Annotated in this window: 18 protein-coding genes; 13 read left to right on the forward strand and 5 right to left on the reverse strand. The window is 62.3% G+C overall.

All coding sequences use genetic code 11. The features are described from left to right. Positions 1–94 precede the first annotated feature (94 nt). From B9N88_RS15585 to B9N88_RS15605, 5 genes are all read left to right on the forward strand, one after another. Complete coding sequence (locus B9N88_RS15585) at positions 95–4657, forward strand: coiled-coil domain-containing protein (protein ID WP_027608236.1); 4563 nt, start codon at positions 95–97, stop codon at positions 4655–4657. Between the two features lie 48 nt (positions 4658–4705). Continuing rightward, the gene (locus B9N88_RS15590) at positions 4706–5698 is read left to right on the forward strand and encodes an AraC family transcriptional regulator (protein WP_027608235.1); all 993 of its coding nucleotides are present in this window, start codon (positions 4706–4708) and stop codon (positions 5696–5698) included. A 142-nt stretch (positions 5699–5840) separates the two neighbouring features. After that, a complete protein-coding gene (locus B9N88_RS15595; RefSeq protein ID WP_027608234.1) occupies positions 5841–6872 on the forward strand; it encodes a histone deacetylase family protein in 1032 nt (343 codons plus the stop codon). Continuing rightward, positions 6872–7963, forward strand: a complete 1092-nt coding sequence (locus B9N88_RS15600) for a polyamine ABC transporter substrate-binding protein (RefSeq protein WP_027608233.1) — start codon at positions 6872–6874, stop codon at positions 7961–7963. The genes B9N88_RS15595 and B9N88_RS15600 overlap by 1 nt, the downstream gene beginning before the upstream one ends. 17 nt (positions 7964–7980) lie before the next feature. After that, entirely contained in the window at positions 7981–12690 is a 4710-nt protein-coding gene (locus B9N88_RS15605) for a dermonecrotic toxin domain-containing protein (protein WP_256221400.1), read from the forward strand. Positions 12691–12693: 3 nt separating this feature from the next. Here the strand turns inward: B9N88_RS15605 and B9N88_RS15610 are convergent, their stop codons facing one another. Further along, on the reverse strand, positions 12694–14235 hold the full coding sequence (locus B9N88_RS15610) for a MocR-like pyridoxine biosynthesis transcription factor PdxR (protein WP_027608231.1): 1542 nt from the start codon (positions 14233–14235) through the stop codon (positions 12694–12696). Positions 14236–14325: 90 nt separating this feature from the next. On the opposite strand from B9N88_RS15610, the gene B9N88_RS15615 reads away from it, so the two are divergent. From B9N88_RS15615 to B9N88_RS15625, 3 genes are read left to right on the forward strand one after another with little or no spacing between them, the layout of a single operon-like run. Next, positions 14326–14964, forward strand: a complete 639-nt coding sequence (locus B9N88_RS15615; RefSeq protein ID WP_027608230.1) for an FMN-binding negative transcriptional regulator — start codon at positions 14326–14328, stop codon at positions 14962–14964. Continuing rightward, positions 14961–15407, forward strand: a complete 447-nt coding sequence (locus B9N88_RS15620; RefSeq protein ID WP_027608229.1) for a GNAT family N-acetyltransferase — start codon at positions 14961–14963, stop codon at positions 15405–15407. The genes B9N88_RS15615 and B9N88_RS15620 overlap by 4 nt, the downstream gene beginning before the upstream one ends. Positions 15408–15417: 10 nt before the next feature. Beyond that, positions 15418–16098, forward strand: a complete 681-nt coding sequence (locus B9N88_RS15625) for a GNAT family N-acetyltransferase (protein ID WP_027608228.1) — start codon at positions 15418–15420, stop codon at positions 16096–16098. A gap of 3 nt (positions 16099–16101) precedes the next feature. On the opposite strand, the gene B9N88_RS15630 is transcribed toward B9N88_RS15625, so the two are convergent. Continuing rightward, a complete protein-coding gene (locus B9N88_RS15630) occupies positions 16102–17001 on the reverse strand; it encodes a homocysteine S-methyltransferase family protein (RefSeq protein ID WP_027608227.1) in 900 nt (299 codons plus the stop codon). A gap of 112 nt (positions 17002–17113) precedes the next feature. On the opposite strand from B9N88_RS15630, the gene B9N88_RS15635 reads away from it, so the two are divergent. From B9N88_RS15635 to B9N88_RS15650, 4 genes are all read left to right on the forward strand, one after another. Then, positions 17114–17935: an ABC transporter substrate-binding protein gene (locus tag B9N88_RS15635; RefSeq protein WP_027608226.1), complete on the forward strand. Its 822-nt coding sequence runs from the start codon at positions 17114–17116 to the stop codon at positions 17933–17935. 29 nt (positions 17936–17964) lie between these two features. After that, positions 17965–18735: an amino acid ABC transporter permease gene (locus tag B9N88_RS15640; RefSeq protein ID WP_027608225.1), complete on the forward strand. Its 771-nt coding sequence runs from the start codon at positions 17965–17967 to the stop codon at positions 18733–18735. A gap of 166 nt (positions 18736–18901) precedes the next feature. Continuing rightward, positions 18902–20212 (forward strand): autotransporter outer membrane beta-barrel domain-containing protein, encoded by a 1311-nt coding sequence (locus tag B9N88_RS15645; protein WP_027608224.1) that lies wholly within the window; start codon positions 18902–18904, stop codon positions 20210–20212. 108 nt (positions 20213–20320) lie between these two features. Continuing rightward, on the forward strand, positions 20321–21490 hold the full coding sequence (locus tag B9N88_RS15650; protein ID WP_027608223.1) for a hypothetical protein: 1170 nt from the start codon (positions 20321–20323) through the stop codon (positions 21488–21490). Positions 21491–21556: 66 nt separating this feature from the next. Here the strand turns inward: B9N88_RS15650 and oadA are convergent, their stop codons facing one another. Next, positions 21557–23365: a sodium-extruding oxaloacetate decarboxylase subunit alpha gene (gene oadA / locus B9N88_RS15655; protein WP_027608222.1), complete on the reverse strand. Its 1809-nt coding sequence runs from the start codon at positions 23363–23365 to the stop codon at positions 21557–21559. A gap of 11 nt (positions 23366–23376) precedes the next feature. Continuing rightward, positions 23377–24792, reverse strand: a complete 1416-nt coding sequence (locus B9N88_RS15660; protein WP_027608221.1) for an acetyl-CoA carboxylase biotin carboxylase subunit — start codon at positions 24790–24792, stop codon at positions 23377–23379. Positions 24793–24987: 195 nt separating this feature from the next. On the opposite strand from B9N88_RS15660, the gene B9N88_RS15665 reads away from it, so the two are divergent. After that, a complete protein-coding gene (locus B9N88_RS15665) occupies positions 24988–25962 on the forward strand; it encodes a LysR family transcriptional regulator (RefSeq protein ID WP_027608220.1) in 975 nt (324 codons plus the stop codon). Here the strand turns inward: B9N88_RS15665 and B9N88_RS32920 are convergent. Beyond that, complete coding sequence (locus B9N88_RS32920) at positions 25892–26089, reverse strand: PA3496 family putative envelope integrity protein (RefSeq protein ID WP_074848013.1); 198 nt, start codon at positions 26087–26089, stop codon at positions 25892–25894. The two genes, B9N88_RS15665 and B9N88_RS32920, sit on opposite strands and share 71 nt — an antisense overlap. Between the last annotated feature and the right edge of the window lie 70 nt (positions 26090–26159).

The raw sequence follows: 26159 nt of genomic DNA on the forward strand, positions 1-26159 counted from the left end.
GTCACCCCCTTCCCTGGCTGGCCGGCCCCTAGCATGGAACACCCGAGCGAACACCTCGGGCCGTTCCCATCAACCGGCAAGACAGGGATGCCCCATGACCACGCCCATCTCAATCGCTTCACAACAGCCACTGGAATTGCTCACCCAACTGTTAACAGGCCCGTCGTTCAGGGAAGTGGCGGCGGTGTTGTTGCGCCAGGCACTGCAGGCCCGCTACCCCACACTGGCAATCGACCCCGATATCTGCCTGATCGGCACCCCTGGTTGGGAGATCATCGACGAACAGGCCTGCGCCACTACCACCGCTTACCGCACACTGAGCGACAGCCTGACCGATCAGGCCGTGCTCGGCGAACCGACCCTGTACATCGAAGGCGAACACTTCCTGACCCAACAACCGCTCACCGAGCCGCCAACCCATTTGCCGGTGCGCATCGGTGACATCGCCCATCTGCTCAATACCCTGGCCCCCGTCATGCTGGCGGCCTGGCAGGAGCAACAGCTGGCGTTCTGGAACAAAAGCAACGGCAGCGGCCCCCATTGGCATCAGCTGTCCAACTCATTGCGCGCGGTGTGGAATGTCCAGCGGGCACCGGGCTGGAACGAAAGCGACTGCGCCATGGCGCGCCAGTTGTTTCACGCGCCCACCTACGATGTGCGACGGCTCGACGACCCATACACCAGCCACGCCTACCTGCTCGACATCGATCAGGTCGACGGCGCGCAGGTGACCCACCTCAACCGGCTCGCGCTGTCGGTCCTGATCGGCAAGCAGGCCGGGCGAGACGTTATCCTCACCCACTCGCTGCTCAAGGGCTATGAGAAGTTCACGTCCCTGGCACAGCTGGGCCGAAGCCTGCCCGCTCGCCTGGACACCTCGGCGACCCGCACACAGTTGCAATGGCGCCTGTTCGAACCTGACGGCAATTTTTTCGATCACCAGGCCTGCAGCCTGATTGCCTTGCAGGTCGAGGCTATCGGCAGCCTGGACTTCTCCGACGTGCGCCACCCGGACACGGCTCCGCCACCCGGTGCCACCGAGTTGACCACCGGTCCCGGCCCCGGCCGCGAGTGGTACCAGCAGGCGCTGCCGGGCTGGCTGCAGGAGGCGTCGACGTCCGACCTGAACTTCTATGCGCGGCATCTCAAGGACCTCGCGTCCCTGAACAGCAGCACCGGCGGCAAGTTGTATCAGGACGATATCCCGCCCATCGAGCAGTACGCGCTCAATCACCTCAAGGCGGAAATCCTCAAGGACCATCCGCAAGCCGGTGCCCTGGCCTTGGATACGCTCACCCTGAAAGTCCAGCAGCCGGTGGTGTGGGGGACTTTCACGGTGCCCGGCATGACCGAGACCACCACCTTCAACCTCGCCGAACTGGCGCTGCACAACCTGATCGCCATCCCGGTCGGCAACAAGACCTTGCAGCTGCATAACGGCCAAAATCTGCCGGACTGGCTGACCGTCGAGTACTTCGAGAGCCTCATTTCCCGGGTGGACATCGGCCGGAACTACCCGGCGCTGATCAAAAGCAAGCTGCTGGAAATCCCTCGCGAGGCCTCATCGCGAAAGAACCTCTACATCCAGCACCTGCGCATCCAGCTGCCGTTGCTGGCCCTGCAGGGCAAGATTCAGCAACAGGATGGCATCGATGACCGCGGCTATCGATACGTCGCCGCCCTGATGCAAGCCGAGGCCTCGGATCACACGATAGACGGGCAGACCATCGTCATGCGGCCTCTGGCGTTCATCCCGCAACGGCGGGACGACGCCACTGCCGATGAGGTCGAAAACATGTACGTCATCGGCCCGCAAGATCCCGCCGCCGGTCCCTGCCTGCTCTATCGACCGCTGTTCACGCCGGCCCTGGTGCAATACCCGTCCCCGGCCAACCTGATGTACGCCATTGCACAGTCCCCCGACCTGCGCCGTTCGGTGCTGGCCTGGTTGCCGGACAGCGCGCGCGATGCTTACGCCAACTATGTGTTCCCGGGAGAATTGCCTTCCCCCTGGGCCGTCGCCGATTTTCTGGTGGACGCCTCGACACTGGAAACCATGAGCGGCCCCATCGGCCTGGGCAAAGACCCACTCAAGGGTGACCTGCTCGCCGGCCTGTTTGAAGCCAACGCCCAGGCCCTGGTCAAGCTGGCCGACCGCCAGTCGACCTCCAATACCGAGAACCGCTGGGCGACCCTCAAGCAAACAGGCTGGACGCTCCTCAATGCCGCGCTGCCCTTTACCAGCCCCAGCGTGGCGACAGGCCTGTGGATCTGGCAGATCGTCGATCAGTTGCAACAGTTTGTCGGGGCCACGGAGCAGGATGACACCGCGGTCCAATGGACCACTTTCACCGACGTGCTGCTGAACCTGTCGATGGCGATTACCCTGCATATCAGCACGCGCCTGCGTCCCCGCGGCGCTCGGCCCGAGCGGGAATCCAGGCCGACCGAGCCCTCGGCAGGGCAGCGGGTCGAGATCAAACAGCTGGACGCCATCGACGGTAATGAAAGCCCACCGGGTCACACTCCACTGCTGCATACCAGCGGCGCGCTCAATCGGTCGCCCGCCACCCTGGGGCGGGTGCTGGACCGTTTCAAAGTCAGCCAGCCTGGCGCAGCGAGCAGCGTCGACACCCGCCCGGGGCCGACCCGCCACCTGACCCGCGTCGCCGAGCGTTTCTACGCACAGGTCGGCGAGCGCTGGTTTGAAGTGAGCGCGGACGACGAGGGCAACGTGGTCATCATCGACCCTCGGCAGCCGGATCGAACCGGACCGCCGCTGATTCACAACGCCGCCGGCCAATGGTTCGTCGACACCCGCCTGCGCCTGCGCGGCGGCGGCCCCAAGCGCATGCTCAACAAAGCCGAAGCGGAAGCGACCCTCAAGGCCGCCGAAGTACGGGCCAAGCTCGAGGCCTTCGAAAACGCCAAGAAGACCGCACAAAGAGCGCTGCAACAGGCCCGCCAGGCCATGACCGACGTCTCCGGTAACGCTGCCGAAGTCAAACGCCAGCACTACATGGACACCCTCGACCAGCAAAGCGCGGATTACGAAGCGGCACTGCAACACCTCAAGACCCTGAGTGTGTTCACCCCGGTCCCCGACTACCAGCAAAAAGCCCTGGGTTATATAAGAGCGCAACTGGAGCTTACCGAAGCCGCGATCAGGGAGGCCCAGACCACCTTCACCCCCCAGCTCAGGGTCGTGCTTGACCAGCTCGAACACCCCGACACCCGGCACCCGACGCGGTACGTCGAAGACGCGCGACAAATGACCGAGATGAGTGAAGACATGATCACGCGCCTGGACTACACCCATGCGCGCTTCACTCAACTCAAGGCCCTGGCCAAGGAGGGCGTGCAGTTGATCCAGAGCGCCAGGAAAAAACTGCCGGCCTACACCAGCATCGACCTCAAGGCCCTGCAGATAACCCTGGCGCGCAGGTTGTGCCTGCCGGAGGACAGCGCGACCCGTGCACCCCAGGCCTGGGCCAACCTCAATGAGATTGTCGACAACGCCGATCTGTCGGTCCAGGCCCTGCGCGACACCCTCAACGAACGCAGCGAGGCGCGGCTGGACGAACGCATCGAATCCCTGAGCAGCCTGATCGAACAATTCAAGGTCCTTGACGAGCGCCTGGAGGACTTCTCCCAGGAGTTTTCCAGCCTGACCCACCTCTCCCCGCTGGAACGCCTGCGCAAACAGGTCAAGGATTTCTCCAGGCAGGCCTTGACCCATCTGTCCCAGCTGCACGCCGAGCGGGACATACTGCGCAACCGACCCACCCCTCCACCGACGCCCCCCAAGCCCTTGAAGAAATTCATCCATACCCGTTACAACGGCGTGATGATCGGCGAGCCCCGCCTGACGGCGGTCGGCCTTGAAACCGACCTGGTGGATATCAAGTCACCGCTGACCCAACAGGTCATTGCCACCTTCCATGAGAAAAGCCCCAACGTCTGGGTGCAACGGCTGAGCCCTGCACACACCGAGCAGGCGGTGCCCGAGCTTCAGTCCAGCCTCGGACAGGGCCGCACGCTGCTGGACGGTTTGCCCGCGTTCAAGCAACGGGCCATCGAGCAAACACGCCAAGCCGGGCGCACCGCCGTCGGCATCGAATACCTGTACCACCGTCACGCGTTGCTGCTGGAAGAAACCAGCCGGCACATCGAGCAGGCCCTGGCCGACAGCACCATCACAGCGGATCAAACCCAATCGGCAACCGCCCTTGGCAAGCAGCTCAACGACGCGGCACAGGACCTGTACCTGCGCGCGTCCGAGAGCATGACGCGCATGATCAAACAGCACCCCCCAACCACCAAAGGCGTCGAATGGCTGAGTGAGCGCGACGAGATCGTCATCAAGAAATCCGTGAGGCGTCGCCGGCTCAAAAGCAGCACACCGGACTACCTGGACGAATACATCATCACCGAGCGCGCGACCCATCAAGTGCTCTGGTACGCGCACTTTCATTATTCGACCGACTGGACGCCTGCCAGGGCCTACCTGAGCGCACGATTGAAGACCACCCATGAATATCGACAAGGCTCGGCGGCCGACTCGGTCAAAGGCCTGAACGAGCAGCAGCAAATCGACTATTACCGCAGCGAGATCAGCCTGGAGGCGGCCAAACGGCTATTTTTTGACCACAAGTAAGCGGCACACTCCTTGCTGCCTCTGGGCAAACCCTGGCAGGACTCCCCCATGCTGCACTCGCACCTGACTACGCTCAACGCCGTCTCCCTGGTACTCGACACCTTCAGGGACGAAGGCGTGAGCCGCGACGTGCTGCTGGCCGGCAGCGGTATCTGCGGCGTCGACCTGAACCGCGCCGACACGCGCATCACCACCAACCAGGAGATGCGCGTATGTGCCAATGCCGTGGCCCTGCGCCGCGATATCGGCCTGGAGTTGGGCCGGCGCATGCACGTGTCATCCTACGGCATGCTCGGCTACGCGCTGCTGACCAGTGCCACCTTCGGTGACGCTTTGCGCCTGGCCCTGCGCTATCCGGCGCTGTTGGGAACACTTTTCGAGCTGAGCCTGGAAGACGACGGCCAGCGCATCTGGTTCACCGCCGACGGGTATCGGGAAAACCCGGCGCTGGCCACCTTCAATGTCGAGTTCTGCCTGGTGTCGTTGAAGGTCATCTGTGACGATCTGCTGGGCCATGCCCTGCCGTTGCTCGGTGCGCGTTTCGAACACCGCGCCCCCGACTATTGCGCACGTTATGCCGAGCACTTCGATTGCCCTCTTGCCTTTGCCGCCAGTGCCAATGCCTTCGCTTTCGACCGGCACTGGCTCGACCAGCCGTTGCCGCTGGCCGACCCCATCACCCACCGCGCCATGGGCGAGCGCTGCCGCAAACAGAACACCGAATTCACCGGGCGCCAGGCCTGGCTCGGCCGGGTACGTCAATTGCTGGCCGCCCAATTGAACGCCGCCCCCGGCATCGATGGCCTGGCCGGGCAGATGAACTGTTCGCCGCGCACCTTGCGCCGGCATCTGCATGACCTGGGTTGCAGCTATCAGGAACTGCTGGACGAGTTACGCTTCGAGCGGGCCAAGCAGTTGCTGGGCGAGGACCAACTGCCGATCTATCGCATCGCCGAGCAGTTGGGCTTCAGTGAAACCGCAAGTTTCAGGCACGCCTTCGTACGCTGGAGCGGCGTGGCACCGAGTCAGTTCCGCGCTTGAGTCGCGCGCACCGACATGGGGCGAATAACGGACACAGGCTTTGGCCATATTTATCCCCTTTTGGCCGCTCCTGCCGTTCTCCAAACCTGCCCACGCCGCAACACTGCAAGGCATCCCAAGCAGCCTGCGGAGAACAACAACAATGCTGACGATCTACTCGGACGATCATCATCTGCACCACGGCCGTTGTGAATTGATGGACGGGCAATTGATGCCCTGCTTCGAAATGCCCGCCCGCGCCGACCATGTGCTGCAGCGGGTCAAGGACCGCCAGCTCGGCCCGGTGCAAGCGCCGCAGGACTTTGGCCTGGCCCCCTTGCAACGCATCCACAGCCGCGAGTACCTGGATTTTTTCAAAGGTGCCTGGGCCCGTTGGGTCGAGTTCGGCCAGGACGGCGACCTGCTGCCCTATACCTGGCCCGCCCGCACCCTGCGAGCCGTCTTGCCCACCAGCCTGCACGGCCAGTTGGGTTACTACAGCTTCGACGGCGGCGCGCCGATTACCGCCGGCACCTGGCAGGCGGCCTACAGTGCGGCGCAGGTGGCGCTGACCGCGCAACAGGCGATCCAGCAAGGCGCCCACAGTGCCTTCGCGCTGTGCCGGCCACCGGGACACCACGCCGCCGGCGACTTGATGGGCGGTTATTGCTACCTCAATAACGCCGCCATCGCCGCCCAGGCATTTCTCGACCAGGGCCACAGGAAGGTTGCGATCCTCGACGTGGATTACCACCACGGTAACGGCACCCAATCGATTTTCTATGGGCGTAGCGATGTGCTGTTCACCTCGATCCACGGGCATCCGGAAGCCGAGTTTCCGTTTTTCCTCGGCTATGCCGATGAGCTGGGCGACGGGGCCGGAGAGGGTTTCAACTTCAACTATCCGTTGCCGGCCGGTTCGGGCTGGGACACCTGGTGCGCCGCACTGGAACAGGCTTGCCAGGCGATTGAGGGCTACGGCGCCGACGTCATTGTGGTGTCCCTGGGCGTCGATACGTTCAAGGACGACCCCATCTCGCAGTTCAAGCTCGACAGCCCCGACTACCTGGCCATGGGCAGGCGTATCGCCCGCCTGGGCAAGCCGACGCTGTTCGTGATGGAAGGCGGCTACGCGGTAGAAGAAATCGGCATCAATGCCGTCAACGTGCTCGAAGGTTTTGAGGGGACTGCCTGATGAATATGCTCAAGTCGCTTGTGCTCTGCGCCGCCGTATTAAGCACCGCCGCCCACGCTGAAGAGAAAACCCTGCGGGTCTACAACTGGTTCGACTACATCACCCCCAAGGCCCTGGAAGACTTCAAGGCCCAAAACCCGTCGATCAAACTGGTCTACGACATCTTCGACACCAACGAAGCCCTGGAAGCCAAGCTGCTCACCGGCAATTCCGGCTATGACGTGGTGGTGCCATCCAATGTGTTCCTGGCCAAACAGATCGAGGCCGGTGTGTTCCAGGCCCTGGACCGCAGCCAGTTGCCGAACTGGAACCACCTCGATCCCAAGTTGATGAAGCTGATCGAGGCCAACGACCCGGGCAACAAATTCGCCGTGCCCTACATGTACGGCACCATCCTGATCGGCTTCAACCCCGACAAGGTCAAGGCCGCACTGGGCGCCAATGCACCGGTGGACAGCTGGGACCTGATCTTCAAGGAGGAGAACATCAGCAAGCTCAAGCAGTGCGGCGTGGCGCTGCTGGATTCACCCTCGGAGATCCTGCCCCTGGCCTTGCAGCACCTGGGCCTGGACCCCAACAGCAACAACCCCAAGGACTATGAAAAAGCCGAAGCCTTGCTGCTGAAGATCCGCCCGTACATCACCTACTTCCACTCCTCCAAGTACATGGCCGATATCGCCAACGGCGACATCTGCGTCGCCGTCGGCTACTCCGGCAGCTTCTCCCAGGCCGCCAACCGCGCCAAGGAGGCCAGGAACGGCGTGATCGTCGACATGCGCCTGCCCAAGGAAGGCGCGCCGATCTGGTTCGACATGCTCGCCATTCCCAAGGGCGCGAAGAACCCCCAGGACGCCTATACCTTCATCAACTACCTGCTGCAACCGCACGTCATTGCGCCGATCAGTGATTTTGTCGGCTACCCCAACCCGAACAAAGACGCTACCGGGCAGGTGGACCCGGCGATCCGCAACAACCCCAACCTGTACCCCACCGAAGCCGCGATGGCCACGCTCTATACCTTGAAACCCCTGGGACGCGACGCCGAACGCGCCAGGACCCGCGCCTGGTCCAGGATCAAGTCCGGGACCTGAGCAAACGTGACCGGGAAGTGCTTCCCGGCCACGATGACTTATCTACCGACCGCCCGGCCGCAGCGCCAATTACCTTGCAGCTCTTCATGCCGACCCAGGCCAAGGAGCTGCAGATGCCCAACGATTCACCCCCTAGCAACAATCGCCCGCCCAGCAGCTATGAGCTGCTGACGCAACTGAGCGTCGGCCCGTCGATCCGCGACGTTGCCGCCAACCTGTTGCGTTCGTCCCTCATGGAGCAATACCCGACACTCGCTATCGACCCTGACCTGGCCATGGTCATCACGCCGCGCTGGCGCATCGTTGGCGATGTCATCCAATCCGCACCCGCCACCGCGCAATCGCTGACCTCGGTGCTGGCCAACCAGGCCCTGGCGCCCGAGCCGGTGATCTATATCGACGGCGAACACTTCCTCACCCTGGAACCCGAGACCAAGCCCGCCGTGCACCTGCCGGTGCAGATCGATGCCATTGCGCGGCTGATCAATGAGCTGGCGGCGCTGATCTTTACCGCCTTCCAGGAGCAGCAACTTGATTACTGGAACGCTTCCAACGGCCTGGCGGGCCCACGCTGGCAAACGCTCTCCCATTCCCTGCGCAAAGTCTGGAACGTCACGGCGCAGGACGGCTGGGATGAACACGATTGCGCCATGGCCAGGACGTTGTTCCACTTTCCGGACCGGGCCAAGCGTCGGAACTTCGACACATTCCAGACACACGCTTACCTGATCGATATAGATGGCCTTAAAAACAACCGCTCCACTCACGTCGGCCTGTCGGATATCGCGGTGCTGATCGGGGTACATGAGCAACGCCAGCGGGTCCTGACGTATTCGCTGATCAACGGCTACGAGAAATTCGAGTCACTGCAAAAGCTCGGCGAAGCCTTGCCCGCGGCACTGACTCAAGCTGATGGGGAGGTAACCGTGCAATGGCGATTGTACGAACCCGCCGGGGATTTTTTCGACAGCCTGGCGTGCAACCTGATCGCCCTGCAATTGCAGGCCATCGGGTCAATTGGCTCCGCCGACCTTGAAGCCCCCGCCACGGCTGCCGTCACTGGCCAGGCCGTCGCGCGCATCCTGCCGGTGATTGAAGACTTGAGCGATCACTCATTGTCGAGCATCCACCAGATCCACGAGCAACTTCCCGACTGGCTTGCCAATGCCTCGGACCTGGACGTATCGACCTACAGCCGTTACGTGATCGAGCTGGCCGAACTGCATACCCACAACCACGGCCAGTCTTTCCAGGACGGTATCCCGCCGATCCGCGACTACGCCCGGCAGCAACTGCAAAACCGGATCAAGGCCCATGCAAATGGCGCGAGCCTGAACCTGGACAAGATAGAGATCAGCATCGAAAGCCCGGTGGTCTGGGGCACCTTCGTGCTGCCCGGAACCAGTGACATCACCCGGCGCAACCTGATCGACCTGGCCCTGGAAAACCTCACCGGGCTGCCCACCGGTACGCCCAGCGTGCACTACAACGGCGGCGAGGGGCCGCAATGGCTGACGTACAACTACCTCAAGGACGTGATCGAAACCCTCGACATCGGTGAGCGTTACCCGACGCTGATCAAACACACCCTGCTCGACGACCCCGTTCAATCGAGGCTTCGGCAAACCCTCTACACTTCGCACTTGCGGGTGCAACTGCCACTGCTGGCCTTGCAGTGGAAAATCCAGGGCCTGCACGGCATCGATGATCGCGGTTATCGCTATATCGCTGCCGCGGTGCAGGCACACGCCCATGAACGGCAGGTCGAGGGGCAAGAGATCGTCATCCGGCGCCTGGCGTTCATTCCCACCCTGCGCACCAGCCAGGCGCAGGACGGGGTGGCGAATATGTTTGTGATCGGCCCCCGCGACCACACCCAAGGCCCTTGCCTGTTGTACCGCCCACTGCTGGAGCCGGTGCTGATCCAGTACCCGTCACGGCAAAACCTGTTGTATGCCATCAAGCATCACCGCACCCTGCGCGACTCGGTGCTGGCCTGGCTGGCCGAAGATGTACGCTTCAACTACGAGCAGTATGTCTTCCCTGCCGCATTACCTTCGCCGTGGACCGTGGTGCGCGGGTTGGTGGAGCCGCAAGTGGTGGTGCAAATGAGCGGCCCCCTGGCCTTGAGCGACGAAGTGGTGGGCAACGACAGCCTGGCGACGCTGTTCAGGGACAACGCCAACGCGATGGTTGAATTGGCGACGCGGCAATCGGTGTCCAACGCTCAGAAACGTTGGGCAAGCTATCGAGAAGCCGGCTGGCTGATTTTCAGCGCGGCGTTGCCATTCATGGGCCGCACCGTGGGCATCGCGGCCTGGATCTGGCAAATCATGGACGACCTGCAGGCGACCGCCCAGGCGGAGCCGGAGCCTGACGGGCAGGTGTCCTGGACAGCCCAGGTGGATCTGCTGCTCAACCTGGGCATGGCCCTGGTGCTGCACGTCGCCCTGCGCCATCCGCCGGTACGAAAGACGCCCAAGGCCACGTTGCCGAAACAGGAAGCCACCCCGACCCAGGCGCCTGAAACCAGACTGCCGCCGGAGCACCGGATCCCCGTGATGCGCCGCCCCGACTTGCCCGACGCCGAACCGCCCGCTCGCCATCAAGGCCCGCTGTACAACAGCGGCGCACTCCAACGTTCTCCGACAAGCCTGGGGGCCACACTGGACCGCCTCAAAGTGGCCAGGCCCGACGGGCTGGGGGAAGCCGTCAAGGAAACAGGGCCGCACCTGCATCTCTATGCGCTTGCCGATAAATGGTACGCGCCGGTGGGCGCACGCTGGTTCGAGGTGGCGGTGGATGAGCACGACAATGTCATGATCGTCGATCCGGGCCGCCCCACTCACATCGGCCCGCTGCTGGTGAGCAACCTGGCCGGGCAATGGTTTGTCGACACTCGCCTGCGCCTGCGCGGTGCCGGTTTCAGGAATCGCCGGCAATCGGCTCGCGGCAAAGTACCTTCGCGGATCACCGACCTCCGGCAGAAACTCAACCAATTCGATGCTGACGAACGGCGCGGGCAAGCTGAAGTCGCCCAGGCCCACGCCGCGATAGACCCGGTGCCCGGGCCCTCCTCCGATCGCCAGCGCCAGGCGTTCCTCGACAAGGTCGACAGCCGCCTGGCCGACTATGACGTGCCCATTCGCCAGTTACGTTCGCTGAATGTCATCGATTCGGTACCCAACTACCAGAGTTCGATGATCGACTACCTGAACAAACAACTGCTGCTGACCCGCTCGGCCATCGCGGAACGCTTGCCGGTCTTTCGCGACAAGTTGCTGGTGTCGGTGGAAGACATGGAAGCCCTCACCTCCCTGGACATCAAACAGCGTAACGAGATCGCACAGACGATGGCGAAGCTGAACCTGGATATGATCAACCGCATGGAGTATGCGCAGTCGCGCTATCGCCAGTTGGAAAGCCTGGGCATAGAGGGTGCCAAGGTCATCCAGACCAGCGTGCAGGCCCTGCCCGACTTCAAGCTGCACGACCTCAAGGCCATGCAACTCACCCTCAGCCGCTACCTGTGTATTGGCGAAGGCAGCGGGGAGGCCTTCACCGACGCCCGTGCGCAACTCAATGACATCGTGGATAACGCCGATCTCACGGTGCAAACGTGGATCGAGACCCTGGTGGAAACCAGCATCAGCGACCTGCACGAGCGTATTGAAGTGCTCAACAGCCTGGTCGACCAGTTCGCGATTGTCGACCAACGCCTGCTGGACCTGCACGCCGAACACCCGGAACAGGTGCAGCGAGAACCCCTGGAAAACCTGCGCCAACGCATCGATGAATTCAACCAACAGGCGGTGCATGAGCTGGCGCTGTTGATCAGGCAACGAAAAGCCCTGGAGCCCAAGCCTGGCCCATCAAAAGCCCCCCCGACACCCAAGCGCAAAGTCATCAAGACACGCTTCAACGGGGTGGTGGTGGGCGAGCCCCGTGAAGCCGAAAGCGGCCTGGTGGACGTCAAGGCCCCGGTGACGGGCAAGCTCATCGCGACCTTTCACGAAAAAACCCCTGGGGTCTGGGTCGAACGCCAGAACACGCCCTCAAGCCCCCGAGAGCCCCAGGTGATCGACCTGGGCACCAGCATCGACACCGCCCAGAGCCTGCTGAATGAAGAGCCCGCCGCCACCCTGCGCACCCTGGACCACGCGAAGAAAGCCGGGCGTATTCCGGTGGAAATCGAAGAGATGTTCCACCAGTACGCCGCACGCCTGGAACACGCAATGGCCACGATCGAAGAGGCGCTCACCCGGCTCAACCTCACGGAAAGCGACCGCCCGCCCGCCGCCGCCCTCAACCGTCGCCTCAATGACGCCGCACAACGGCTATACGAAATGGGCACAAACACTCGCATCAGCATGACCAAACAACAACCACCCACGGCGGCACGGGTGGAGTGGCTGCACAGCCAAGGCCTGGTGAAAATCGCCAAAGTGGTCACGCGGCGGCGGCTCAAGGGCCCCGGCAAAAACTACCTGGACGAATACGAGGTGCGTGATCACCAGACCCATGCGGTGCTCTGGTATGCGCACTTTCACTATGAGTCTCCCCAGGCGGCGCTGGAGCACTACACCGCCGGCCACCTCAAGACCCGCGACCAGCAGAAACTGGGGGGCGCTGTGCACCGCACGGGCTTGAGCGACCGTGACCAGATCGCGATTTATCGCAGTGAAATCAGCCCGATCCTGGCCCGCTCGTTGTTTTTCCAGACCTGACCGTCAATCGTGCTGCCAGGCTCTGCGCAAAGCGGTCAGGGCCTCGGCAACGGCCGCCTCGGGTACGGCGGCAAACCCCAGCACCAGGCCGGCGCGCTGGTCTGCCGGAATGGTGGAGTGCGCCAGCCAGTAACTGCTTAAACCATTGACTTCGACGCCCACGGCACGGGCCTGCTCAAGCAGCTGTTGTTCGCGGGCCAGGCTGTCCACGCGCACGGTCATGTGCAGCCCTGCGGCGATAACGGGCAACTCGCCCACCCCCGGCAGACCGCGCGGCCACCCGGCGAGCAAGGCATTGCGCCGGCTCAATGCCGCGCGCCGCATCCGGCGGATATGCCGCTGGAAGTGCCCGGCCGCCATAAACTCGGCCATCACCGCCTGGGTACTGACTTCCGAGTGGCGCATATCCACCGCACGGCGCCGTGAGAAAGCATCAACCAGGCCTGGCGGCAACACCAGATAGCCCAGGCGCAAGGCCGGGAATGCGACTTTGCCGAAGGTACCGACGTACAGCACGCGGCCGCTGCGGTCCAAAGCCGCCAGCGGCGCCAGGGGGGCGCCGCTGTAGCGGTATTCGCCGTCATAGTCGTCCTCCACGATCCAGCCGCCGGTGCGCTCGGCCCAAACCAGCAACTCCAGGCGCCGCGCCAGGCTCATCACCACGCCCAGCGGATATTGGTGGGAGGGCGTGACATAGGCCAGGCGGCAATCACCCAAGGTATTCAGGACCTGGCAATCGATGCCGTCGCTGTCCACCGGCACGCCCTGCAGGTTGGCACCGGCCAGGGCGAACGCGTGACCGGCGGCCCGATAGCCCGGGTTTTCAACCGCCACCCCGTCACCAGGCTCTACCAGCAACTGTGCACAAAGGCTGATTGCCTGTTGTGCACCGCTGGTGATCACTATTTGCTCAGCCGTACATTGCATGCCCCGTGAGCTGCGCAGGTAAGCGGCGATCAAGCCGCGCAGGCGGCTGTCACCCGCCGGGTCGCCATAGCACAGCTGCGCCAGGTCCGGCTTGCGCCAGAACGCCCCGTTGAGCTTGGCCCAGACCTCGAAAGGGAATAGATCGAAGGCTGGCACGCCCACGCGAAATGCCTTGGGCGGACCCGCCGGCGGCTGTGGCAAATGGTTATTTTGCACCCGCCCCAAGGCCGGCCTGTGGATAACTTCGCCATCGAGGTTTTGCGGCAATTCCGTCCATTTTGTGGATAAGTCTGGGGATAAGCTTGTTGATAAGCCTGTGGATACTTTTGTGGATAGTTTTTTTGCCGTGGGCAATTGGGCGACATAGGTGCCGTCACCCACACGGCCTTCGATAAACCCCTCCGCGTACAACTGATCGTAGGCGCGCACCACGCTGTTGCGGGAAATCAACAGCGCAGCGGCCAGGTCACGGCTGGCGGGCAGGCGCGTACCGCTGGCCAGGCGCCCATCCAACACGCGCTGACGCAGGGCTTCATAAAGCTGGCGCGTCAGGCCTTGGCGTCGATCCAGCTCGATACCGGCAGGGTTGAAGGACAGCGGCGGCGAAATGGGCGACATCATATTGGACCTATGAAATTGGCCGAAGATGGCTCTTACAACGAACCATTAGCCTGCCTAGGATGCAGGCATTCGCCAAGGAAAATATTCATGTACACACCCCGCGCCTTTGCCCTCGACGACTTGCCCGAAATACAGCAACTGATCCAGCACACACGCCTGGCGCAGTTGGTCACCTTTGGCGAGCAAGGCCTGCAGGCCAGCCACTTGCCGCTGCTGCTCAACCCGGATGAAGGCCCCAACGGCACGCTGTACGGGCACCTGGCCAAGGCCAATCGGCAGTGGCAAGACCTGCAAGACGGCAGCGAAGCTCTGGTGATCTTCGCCGGCGCCGAGGCCTACATCAGCCCGGGGTTTTACCCGGCCAAGGCTGAGCACGGCAAAGTGGTGCCCACCTGGAATTACATCGCGGTGCATGCCTATGGCAAGGCCGAGGTGTTTACCGATGCCGAGCGCCTGCTCGGCGTGGTCAGCGCCCTCACTGACCGCCACGAGGACAATCGCGCCCAGCCATGGAAGGTCAGCGACGCCCCGGCTGATTACATTGACGGCATGCTCAAGGCCATTGTCGGCTTCAGCCTGCCGATCGAGCGCCTGATCGGCAAACGCAAACTCAGCCAGAACCGCAGCGCGGCGGACATCGCCGGCGTGCGCGACGGCCTGGCCGCCAGCGCCGATATACGCGACCAGACCCTCGCGCGCTTTATTCCCCAAGGAGTTTCAGAATGAGCCAGATCGAGATCCGCCAGGTCACCGCAACCGACCACGCCGCCTGGCTGCCGCTGTGGCAGGCGTACTTGACGTTCTACAACACCGAACTGCCGGACGCCGTCAGCCAAAGCACCTGGCAGCGCTTGATCGATGCCCATGAGCCGACCCACTCTGCGCTGGCCTGGCAGGACGGCAAGGCGGTGGGCATGGTCAACTTCATCTACCATCGCTCCAACTGGAGCATCGAAAACTCCTGCTACCTGCAGGATCTGCTGGTGGACCCGGCCCAGCGCGGCACCGGTGTCGGCCGTAAACTGATCGAGTTCGTCTACGCCACTGCCAAGGCCGACGGCTGCTGCAAGGTGCACTGGCTGACCCACGAGACCAACGCCACCGCGATCCAGCTCTACGAGCGCATCGCCGAACGCCCTGGCTTCATTCAATTTCGCAAAGGTCTTTAAGGAGCGCAGCATGTCCACTTCCCTCGCCGACTGGAAAGGCGCCCCGGCGCCCACCGCGCAACTGCTCGAAGGGCGCTTTATCCGCCTGGAAAAACTCGACCCGGCCCGCCACGCCGACCAACTGTGGCAAGCCCTCGAAGGCCCCGGCGCCGACCCCAAGTTGTGGGATTACCTGCCTTACGGCCCGTTTGCCGAGCGCGCCGCGTTTGATGCGTGGTTGAACAACCATGCGGCGAACAGCGACCCGTATTTCTTCAGCGTGGTCGACCGTGCGTCCGGCCAGGTGCAGGGCATCCTCAGCCTGATGTCCATCGTCCCGGCCCAGGGCCGTATCGAAATCGGGCATGTCACCTTCGGCGCGCCGATGCAGCGCTCACCCAAAAGCACCGAGGCGGTGTACCTCCTGGCCAAATACGCGTTCGAACAGGGTTACCGCCGCCTGGAGTGGAAGTGCAACAACGGCAATGCCCGCTCCAAATATGCGGCGGAGCGGTTGGGGTTCAGCTTTGAAGGGGTGTTCCGCCAGCATATGGTGGTGAAGGGGCAGAACCGCGATACGGCGTGGTATTCGATTTTGGATTCGGAATGGCCGACGGTGGGCGCGGGGTTTGAGGCGTGGTTGTCGGAGGCGAACCAGGCAGGTTCCGGGCAGTTGAAGGGCCTGGCGGAGTGTCGCCGCCAGGCGCTTTAAGGCTTACCCCAGCTTCTGGGCCAGCACCGCAATATGCTCCGGCCCGATCCCGCAGCACCCGCCCAAGTGGCTGGCACCGCGCTTTTTCCAGTCCGCGGCCCACTGCAGGTAGCCCGGTGGGTCGAGATCCTCGCGCAAGGGGTCCAGGCCGTCGTTGGCCGTGGCTTCCTTGGGCTGGGGCGGGAAGGCGTTGGCGTAGGCGCCGATCTGAATCGCCACACCCAGCCGCTCGAAGGTTTGGCGTGCGGCATCGATCGCCGCGCCGATCACTTCCGGCTGGCTGCAATTGAACAGCAACACTTGCACGCCCAACTGCGCGGCGGCTTCGGCCGCGTCCGCCACCGGTTCGCCGGAGCGCAGGCGCGGTACTTCGTCGGTGTCTTCGTCTTTCAAGGTGAAAGACAGCCAGAACGGCTTGCCATCCTTCGGCAGGCCCGCATGAATCGCCCGCGCTTCGACGATTGAGCTCTGGGTCTCCGCCAGCCACAGATCGACATGGGGTGCCAGGCCCTGCACCAGTGGCGTCAGCAACTCAGACACGCGCTGCGGCTCGAACAGATCAGGCCGATACGAACCAAACAGCGGCGGCAACGAGCCGGCCACACGCACGGCCTTGCCCGAAGCCTGCACCGCCCGTCTGGCCAATTCACCCGCCAGCGCCGCCAGGGCCTGGCCTTCGGCAGCAAAGCGCGCCTCGCCGATATGGAACGGCACCACCGCATAGCTGTTGCTGGTAATCACGTTGGCGCCACTGTCGATATAGGCCGCATGCACCGCCTCCACCGCCTGCGGTGCTTCGCTCAATGCCAGCGCGGACCACTCCGGCTGCCTGAAGGGCGCACCGCGGCGTTGCAGTTCACGGCCCATGCCGCCGTCCAGAATTACTGTGCTTACTGCGCCCATATGCTTTTTACTCATAAGCTTATGAAAATAACTCACTATGAGAGTCGTTCTTATAACTATTTAATACGTTCCGTTCGGTTCATAACAACCTCTTTTTTATTCAGGTGCCTCCTTGAAACTTAAACCGCTATTGGCCTTGGGCCTGACGATACTGGCTGCCTCCACCCAAGCCTTTGGCGGCGCGACCCTGGACCGGGTTGAGAAGAAAAAAGAACTGGTGGGCGTGCTGATGGAAAGCTACCCGCCGTTCTCGTTCCTCAACGAGCAAAACCAGCTCGACGGCTTCGATGTCGATGTGGCCAAGGCTGTCGCGCAAAAGCTCGGTGTGAAACTGCGCCTGGAAACGCCGTCGTGGGACGTGATCGCCGCCGGCCGCTGGAGCGGTCGCTATGACATCTGCATCTGCTCGATGACCCCGAGCAAGGCCCGCGCCGAGGTCTTCGACTTCCCGGTGGAGTATTACGCCTCCCCTGCCGTGATCGTGGTCAATGCCAAGGATGACAGCATCCACGGCGCCAAGGACCTGAGCGGCAAGAAAGTCGGCCTCACCAGCGCCTCCAGCTACGAGAGCTACCTGAACAAGAACCTGGTGATCGAAGGCGCCGAGGACACCCAGTTGCAGTACCCGTTCGAGAACGTGCAGATCGCCCCGTACGACACCGATAACGTCGCCTTCCAGGACCTTGGCCTGGGCGCCGGTGTACGCCTGGATGCAATCCTCACCAACCTGGTCACCGCCCAGCCGCGCCTGAACGAAGACAAACGCTTCAAGCTCGCCGGCACGCCGCTGTACGCCGAACCCAATTCGGTCGCCATCGAAAAAGGCGACGCCCAGTGGGACGCCAAGGTGCGTGAGGTATTTGCCCAGTTGAAACAGGACGGCACCCTGAGCAAACTGTCGCAAAAATGGATCGGTGCCGATATCAGCCAATGAGTGTTCCCCCAAAACCTGCGCGCGCCCTGCTGGGCTTTCGCACGCGGCTTTACCTGACCTGGGCGGCGCTGTTCGCCCTGTTTGCCAGTTTCTTCCTGAGCTTTGACCTGAAGTTCTCGATCATTCTCGACAAGCTGCCCAACCTGGTCGGCCTGCACCTGGCACCCAATGGCTTCCTGCAAGGCGCAGCGCTGACGCTGTTCCTGTGCCTGTGTGCGATTGCCGCCTCGTCGGTGCTGGGCTTTATCACCGCGCTCGGGCGCCTGTCCAAAAGTGCCGTGGCCTTTGGTATCGCCAGCTTCTACGCGTCGTTTTTCCGTGGCACGCCGTTGCTGATCCAGATCCTGCTGATCTATCTGGGCCTGCCGCAGCTGGGCCTGGTGCCGGGCGCCATCGTCGCGGGGATCATCGCGCTGTCGCTGAACTACGGCGCGTACCTGAGCGAGATCTTCCGCGCCGGCATCCTGGGCGTCCCTCATGGACAACGGGAAGCCGCATTGGCCCTGGGCATGCGCGACAGTGCGATCTTCTGGCACGTCACCCTGCCCCAGGCCATGCGCACCATCGTCCCGCCGGCGACCAACCAGTTCATCTCCATGCTCAAGGACTCGTCGCTGATCTCGGTGATGGGCGTGTGGGAAGTGATGTTCCTGGCGCAATCCTACGGGCGCTCCAGCTACCGTTATATCGAGATGCTCACCACCGCTGCGATCATTTACTGGGTGATGTCCCTCGGCCTGGAACTGATCCAGGCACGCATGGAGCGGCACTATGGCAAGGGGTATGCGAGGCGAGAGTGAGGTCATTGAAGTCACTATCGCCCTCAGGCTTACTGCGCCAATCGAGCTGAATTTTTATCGCATCGGACTAGAGACATCTCCCGCAAACACGCGGTGCTTGGCCTGACAGTTATCCCCCGGGTGCCCCGCTAAATTCCCCGCCTCATACATCAGGAGGTGGGTTTACATGCCACTCATTCAGAAACAACTCGTACTCGCCATCACGCTCGCGCTGGGGGCCACCTGTGCTCAGTACGCACAGGCCCGTGAAGACATGCAACCCGACAGCGAGTGGTTCAAACAGATTGCCAAACATCACCAGAAAACTCATTTCGACCCGGCCACTCCCACCCCCGAAGACTTCTATTTCATCGACCGAGCCAACAGTCGTAACGGCCTGAGCGTTGCCCGCGTGCTGGACTCGGCAGTGGATGCCGCGCTGGCATCGGAGGAGTTGAGTGACTGGGAAAAGTACCAGCGTGAAAACTACGGGCGGTACTTGAGCAGCCTGGAGCCAGGTCGCTTGGGTACGCTGCTGGAGCAATTGGCCGGCAGCCAGAACGCCAACCTGGGCACGGCCACTCAAAACAGCATGAAACGCTGGCACGCCAGCCTGCTGACAGCCATACGCCAATTGGATAACCACACCGGTGAGGACGGGCGTGTCTGGGTCCAAGGCCTGGCCAGCAGCGGTGCCCTCGATGCCCAACACGGCAGCGCCGGCTTGAAACAAAGCAGCCAGGGCCTGTTGCTGGGTGCAGATGGAGCAATCGATGACGCCTGGCGGGTCGGCGTGGTGGGCGGCAAGTCTGGCAGCGACCTGAGCGCCCGGCATTTCAACGGTGAAGTGGACAGCTGGCACCTGGGCGCCTATGCGGTGCGCCAGGACGGTCCATGGGCTTTACGCCTGGGCGCGCTGTACAGCAGCCATTCCGGGCAGAACACGCGCAGTGTGGACTTCGACTTCATCGATTACCGCGAACGCCTCACGGGCAAGTACAAGGCCCAGAGCCAGAACGCATTCGCCGAACTGGGCCATCGGTTCGTCACCGACGGCTTGCATGCCGAACCGTTTGCCGGAATCGGCTTCCAGCGGTATCACCGTGACCGCTTCTCCGAGAAAGGTGGCCATAGCGCGTTGAACGTGGGCACCCAGACCCAGCAAAACCTCAGCAGCACCTTCGGCCTGCGCTTGAGCCGCGACATCGCAGTGGCCGACCGGATCACCCTCAAGCCGCACCTGAGCGTCCATTGGAAACACTTGTATGGCGACACCAACAGCCGCGTACGCCAATCCTTTGCCAGGGAAACCCGCGAGGACTTCAACAGCGCGTTCAGCATCGGCGGTACCTCGCTGGACCGAGATAACCTGGCCTTGCGCACGGGGCTGGACATGCGTCTTTCGGAGCACCAGACCCTGAGCATCGCGTACACCGCCGAAGTGGGCGACAACAGCCGCAACCATGGACTAATGGGCCAATGGCAAAGCGCGTTTTAAGACAGAAACTGAAGAACCTTCACACTCACACAGGTCTTGAAGGCTGACATTAAGCACCACTTTTTGCTGGCTACACTCCGGTCTCCTATACAAAAGAGGCCGGAAATCATGATATCGACACTTTCGTTTTTCCCTCCCCTTGGTGCACTTTTCGCACAAAGCGCCAACGCCTTCGCCGAGGCTGCCACTCCGCCCGCCGCAGCACCCGAGCCACACACCGCGCCTCCAACCACTCCGCGCTCGTTCGGGCACGCCGCCCGCCAGGCCTCAAATGGCCAGCTCGACACCAATATTGTCAAAGTCATCACCACGCCTAACTCCCCGCGCCGCGACGGGATGAATATCGACGAGATCGCCGGCCTCACCCAAACCCCGTCCAACCTTGAGAAGTCACACATCATCAAAGCCGTCGACATCGTCAACAGCCCGGACGTGCACATCAATTCACCGGGTCATGGCCTGAGCAGCTCCGGGCTTACCTCTGTCTGGCTGGAGAATCGAGGAAGCATCACGGCCCAATCCGGCACAGGTGTGGCCCTGAAGGGAGAAAAGGCCGATGAGGTGATCAACCATGGCCTGATTGCAGGTGGCAATGGAGTCGCCCTGGACATGGGCGGCGGTGACGACCTGTTGGTTGTCAAAAATGGCAGCCGCTTCAAAGGCGAAGTCGATGGCGGCAGCGGTACCAACCAGGTGGTTCTCGAAGACACCAAAGGCGGCACGTTCGAAGGTGCGACCCGAATGCAACACCTGTGGGTCGGCAAGGGCGCCTGGGAACTGACCGGTGCACTGCACGACAATCGGCACGGCAAGGTGTACGGCGATGCTGCCTTGACCAACCGCAGCGTTATCAAGGGGACCCTGGATATTGATGCGGGCGGCAGCTATTCCGGCGGCACCGTCGACTCCCTTAATGTCGCGGGTACCCTGCTGCTCGATCCTGAAAATACACCACGGACCCGGATCAGGAAGGATCTGCACCTCAAACCAGGATCGACCATGGCGTTCAAAGTGGGCGCGGACCAAGCCCACTCCACGCTGAAAGTCGGCAATACGTTAACGCTGGATAACGCCACCCTGAAACTTGATGTACAGCCGGAAAGTGAAGCACTGCTCACGCGCCAGCTACGTATCGCGGATGCGGCATCCATCAAGGGAACATTCAGCGCCGTTACCAGCAACCTGACCACCCTGGAACCTGAACTGCTCTACAAACCTGAAGGTATTTTTGTCGGCTTCAAGCGCAAGCAGAGCGCCGCACCCTCCGTTGACCATTAAAAAATCGGCAAAAAAAAGGGGGGCACCTGCCCCCCCGAGGATTAAACGGTCGTGTCGAAGGCTGGATCAGCCTTCGATTTCAATCAGGATTTCGCCAGGGTTCACCCGGTCGCCCTTGGCCACGTGAACGGCGGTCACCTTGCCGGCAATCGCAGCCTGCACTTCGGTTTCCATCTTCATCGCTTCGGTGATCAGCACGGCCTGGCCGGCCTTGACCACGTCGCCTTCCTTGACCAGCACATCGACGATATTGCCCGGCATCGCCGTGCTGACATGCCCCGGCTCACTGGCCTGCTTGCGCTTGCTGCTGCCGCCGCCGACGAATTCGTTGAGCGGTTCGAACACCACTTCTTCCGGCATGCCGTCGATGGACAGGTAGAAATGGCGCTTGCCTTCGGCTTTCACACCGACACCGGTGATGTCCACGCGGTAGCTTTCGCCGTGCACGTCGATGACGAACTCGGTCGGCACGCCTTCGCCACCGGCACGGGCCACGCCGCCGGCTTCAGGGATAGGCAGCAGCACCTCAGGCGTCAGGGTGCCGGCGTCGCGTTCCTCGAGGAACTTGCGCCCGATGTCCGGGAACATGGCGTAGGTCAGCACGTCTTCTTCGGACTTGGCCAGTGCGCCGATTTCGCCGCGCAGCTTGGTCATCTCCGGCTTGAGCAGGTCGGCCGGGCGCACGTCGATCACTTCTTCGCTGCCGATGGCCTGGCGACGCAACTTCTCGTTCACCGTGCCCGGCGCCTTGCCATAGCCGCCTTGCAGGTACAGCTTCACTTCGTTGGTGATGGTCTTGTAGCGCTCACCGGCCAGCACGTTGAAGAACGCCTGGGTGCCGACGATCTGCGAAGTCGGGGTCACCAGCGGCGGGAAGCCGAGGTCTTCACGCACCCGTGGAATTTCAGCCAGCACTTCGCTCATGCGGTTCAGAGCGCCCTGCTCTTTCAACTGGTTGGCCAGGTTGGAAATCATCCCGCCCGGCACCTGGTTGACTTGCACACGGGTGTCGACGGCGGTGAATTCGCTTTCGAACTGGTGGTACTTCTTGCGCACGGCATAGAAGTACAGGCCGATCTCTTGCAGCAGCTCCAGGTCGAGACCGGTATCGAATTCGCTGCCTTTAAGGGCGGCGACCATAGACTCGGTGCCCGGGTGGCTGGTACCCCAGGCGAAGCTGGAGATCGCGGTGTCGATATGATCGGCACCGTTTTCGATCGCCTTGAGTTGGCACATCGCGGCCAAACCGGCGGTGTCGTGGGAGTGGATAAAGATCGGCAGGCTCTGCTCGGCTTTCAGCGCCTTGACCAGTTCACCGGTGGCGTACGGGGTCAGCAGGCCGGCCATGTCCTTGATCGCGATCGAGTCGCACCCCATGGATTCCAGCTGCTTGGCCTGGGCCACGAAGGCCTCGACGGTGTGCACCGGGCTGGTGGTGTAGGCGATGGTGCCCTGGGCATGTTTGCCGGCGGCTTTGACCGCTTCGATGGCCACACGCAGGTTACGCACGTCGTTCATGGCGTCGAAGATGCGGAATACGTCGATACCGTTGACGGCAGCCTTGGCCACGAAGGCCTTGACCACATCGTCGCTGTAATGGCGGTAGCCCAGCAGGTTCTGGCCGCGCAGGAGCATTTGCAGGCGCGTGTTAGGCAACGCGGCACGCAGTTTGCGCAGGCGCTCCCACGGGTCTTCCTTGAGGAAGCGTACGCAGGCGTCGAAGGTGGCGCCGCCCCAGACTTCCAGGGACCAGTAGCCGACTTTGTCGAGCTTGTCGCAGATCGGCAGCATGTCGTCGGTGCGCATGCGGGTCGCCAGCAACGATTGGTGGGCGTCGCGCAGGATGGTGTCGGTTACGAAGATTTTTTTAGTCATTGGAATGTTCCTCACAGGCCTGCGTGGGCGGCGATGGCGGCGGCGATGGCCAGGGCCAGCTCTTCGGGTTTGCGCTTGATCGAGTAGTTGGTCAGCTCAGGGTGGCTTTCCACAAAACTTGTGTTGAACTGGCCGCTGCGGAATTCCGGGTTACGCAGGATTTCCTGGTAATAGGCGGCCGTGGTCTTCACGCCTTGCAGGCGCATGTCGTCCAGGGCACGCAGGCCGCGGTCCATGGCTTCTTCCCAGGTCAACGCCCAGACCACCAGCTTCAGGCACATGGAGTCGTAGAACGGCGGGATGGTGTAGCCGGTGTAGATCGCCGTGTCGGTACGCACGCCGGGGCCGCCGGGCGCGTAGTAACGGGTGATCTTGCCGAAGCTTGGGAGGAAGTTGTTCTTCGGGTCTTCGGCGTTGATGCGGAACTGCAACGCAAAACCACGGTGCTGGATGTCTTCCTGTTTCACCGACAACGGCAGGCCCGAGGCGATGCGGATCTGCTCGCGGACAATGTCGATCCCGGTGATTTCTTCGGTGATGGTGTGCTCCACCTGCACCCGGGTGTTCATCTCCATGAAGTACACCTCGCCCTCGGCGAGCAGGAACTCCACGGTGCCGGCGTTCTCGTAGCCCACGGCCTTGGCCGCACGCACCGAAAGGTCGCCGATGTAGGCGCGCTGTTCCGGGGTGAGCTGCGGGCTCGGGGCGATTTCGATGAGCTTCTGGTTACGGCGCTGGATCGAACAATCGCGCTCGAACAGATGCACCACGTTGCCGAAGCTGTCACCGAGGATCTGCGCCTCGATATGCTTGGGATTGACAATGCATTTTTCCAGGAACACTTCCGCCGAACCGAACGCCTTGGTGGCTTCGGAGATCACGCGGGGGAAGGCTTGCTCGAGTTCTTCGCGGCTGTTGCAACGGCGGATACCGCGACCGCCACCACCAGAGGTGGCCTTGAGCATCACCGGGTAACCAATGCGGTCGCCTTCGGTGAGGGCCTCGGTGATGTCGGCGACGTTGCCTTCGGTGCCGGGCGTGACCGGCACACCGGCCTTGATCATGCTGCGGCGGGCTTCGGTCTTGTCGCCCATGCGGCGAATCACTTCAGCCGAAGGGCCGATGAATTTGATTCCACGTTCGGCGCAGATGTCTGCCAGCTCGGCGTTTTCCGACAGGAAGCCGTAGCCGGGGTGCAGCGCATCGCAACCGGTTTCCACCGCCAGGTTCACCAGCTTGCGCGGGTTCAGGTAGCCGGCCAGCGGCTCGGCACCAATGCTGTGGGCTTCGTCGGCACGCTTGACGTGCAACGCATGGCGGTCGGCGTCCGAGTAAACCGCGACCGAGCGAATGCCCATCTCGGCGCAGGCACGCACGATTCGTACGGCAATTTCACCACGGTTGGCGATCAGGATCTTTTTTATCACTTGGAAATTCCCTTGAGCCGATTGCTGCGTTCTTCGACCCGCTGGAGCCGGGTCGGCGCGTGACTAAATGTTTCAAGCCAGTCGCAGCCACACACTAAGCCCGTGGAGGGATTAACAAAAATCAATAATTATTGGGTCGCTCATAAGTAAAGACTTATAGTTGGCCGGTCGACCTGGGGCGAGAGGATTTGATTAATGCGTAAGTCACTGATGCGTATGACATTGCGTCAATTGCAGATCTTCAATGAAGTGTGCGATTTGCGCTCTTACAGCCGCGCGGCCGAGGAAATGTCTCTCACCCAACCGGCCGTGAGCCTGCAAATTCGCCAACTCGAAGAGCTGGTCGGCCAGCCGCTGTTCGATTATGTCGGCAAAAAGCTCTACATGACCGAGGCGGCCGAAGCCCTGCAACGGGCCAGCCGGGATATTTTCGGGCGCCTGGAAAACCTCGATATGCAGCTGTCGGACATGCAAGGCTCGTTGCAGGGCCAGTTGAAGCTCGCGATTGAATCCAGCGCCAAGTACTTCGTGCCGCACCTGTTTGCGGCGTTCAAACGCCAGCATCCCGAGGTGCAACTGCACTTGACGGTGGTCAACCGCGCCCAGGTGATCCGCCGCCTCTCCGACAACCGCGACGACCTGGTGATCATGTCCATGGTGCCCCAGGACATGGGCCTGGAATTCCTGCCATTCCTCAACAACCCGATCGTGGCCGTGGCGCCCCCCGATCATCCTTTGAGCCTGCAAGGGCCGCTGCGTTTGCAGGACCTGGAACCCTACACGCTGTTGCTGCGCGAACCAGGCTCCGGCACGCGACTGGCCTGCGAGGAGTATTTCAAGGAGAAACGCGTGCACTTCACCCAAACGGTGGAAGTGGCCTCCGCCGAGGCGCAACGTGAATGCGTGTGTGCCGGGCTGGGCGTGGCCTTGCTGACGCGCCATGCGGTCAATATGGAACTGGCCACCGGCGGGCTCAAGGAGCTGCCGGTGGAAGAACTGCCGCTGTACCGCAGCTGGTGCCTGGTGCAGGCCAAGGCCAAGCGCCTGTCACCGGTGGCCCATGCGTTCCTGGGCTTTATCCGCAGCGAACGGGTGCAGATCAGCGCGTTGGCTGAACGTTTCGCTGGGCAGCCGCGGGTGCCTGCCAGTGGAGTTCCGGGTAGTCACTGATGCTCTGCTGCAGCTGGCGCTGGTCGCAGCGGTCTTCGATTGCGCGACGGAACGCCATGCGGCGCTGGTCTTCCTGTTGACGACGGGTCTTGACGGAGCTGTTGCTGTCTTCGTAGGGCCGGGCCATTTGGAGTCTCCCAATGCGAGTACGGGGAGTACAGGATGGGTTGTCGCGATGACGGTTTAACGGCGCCGGG

This window comes from Pseudomonas sp. LAMO17WK12:I1, assembly GCF_900177315.1.
GTDB classification, from domain to species: domain Bacteria; phylum Pseudomonadota; class Gammaproteobacteria; order Pseudomonadales; family Pseudomonadaceae; genus Aquipseudomonas; species Aquipseudomonas marginalis.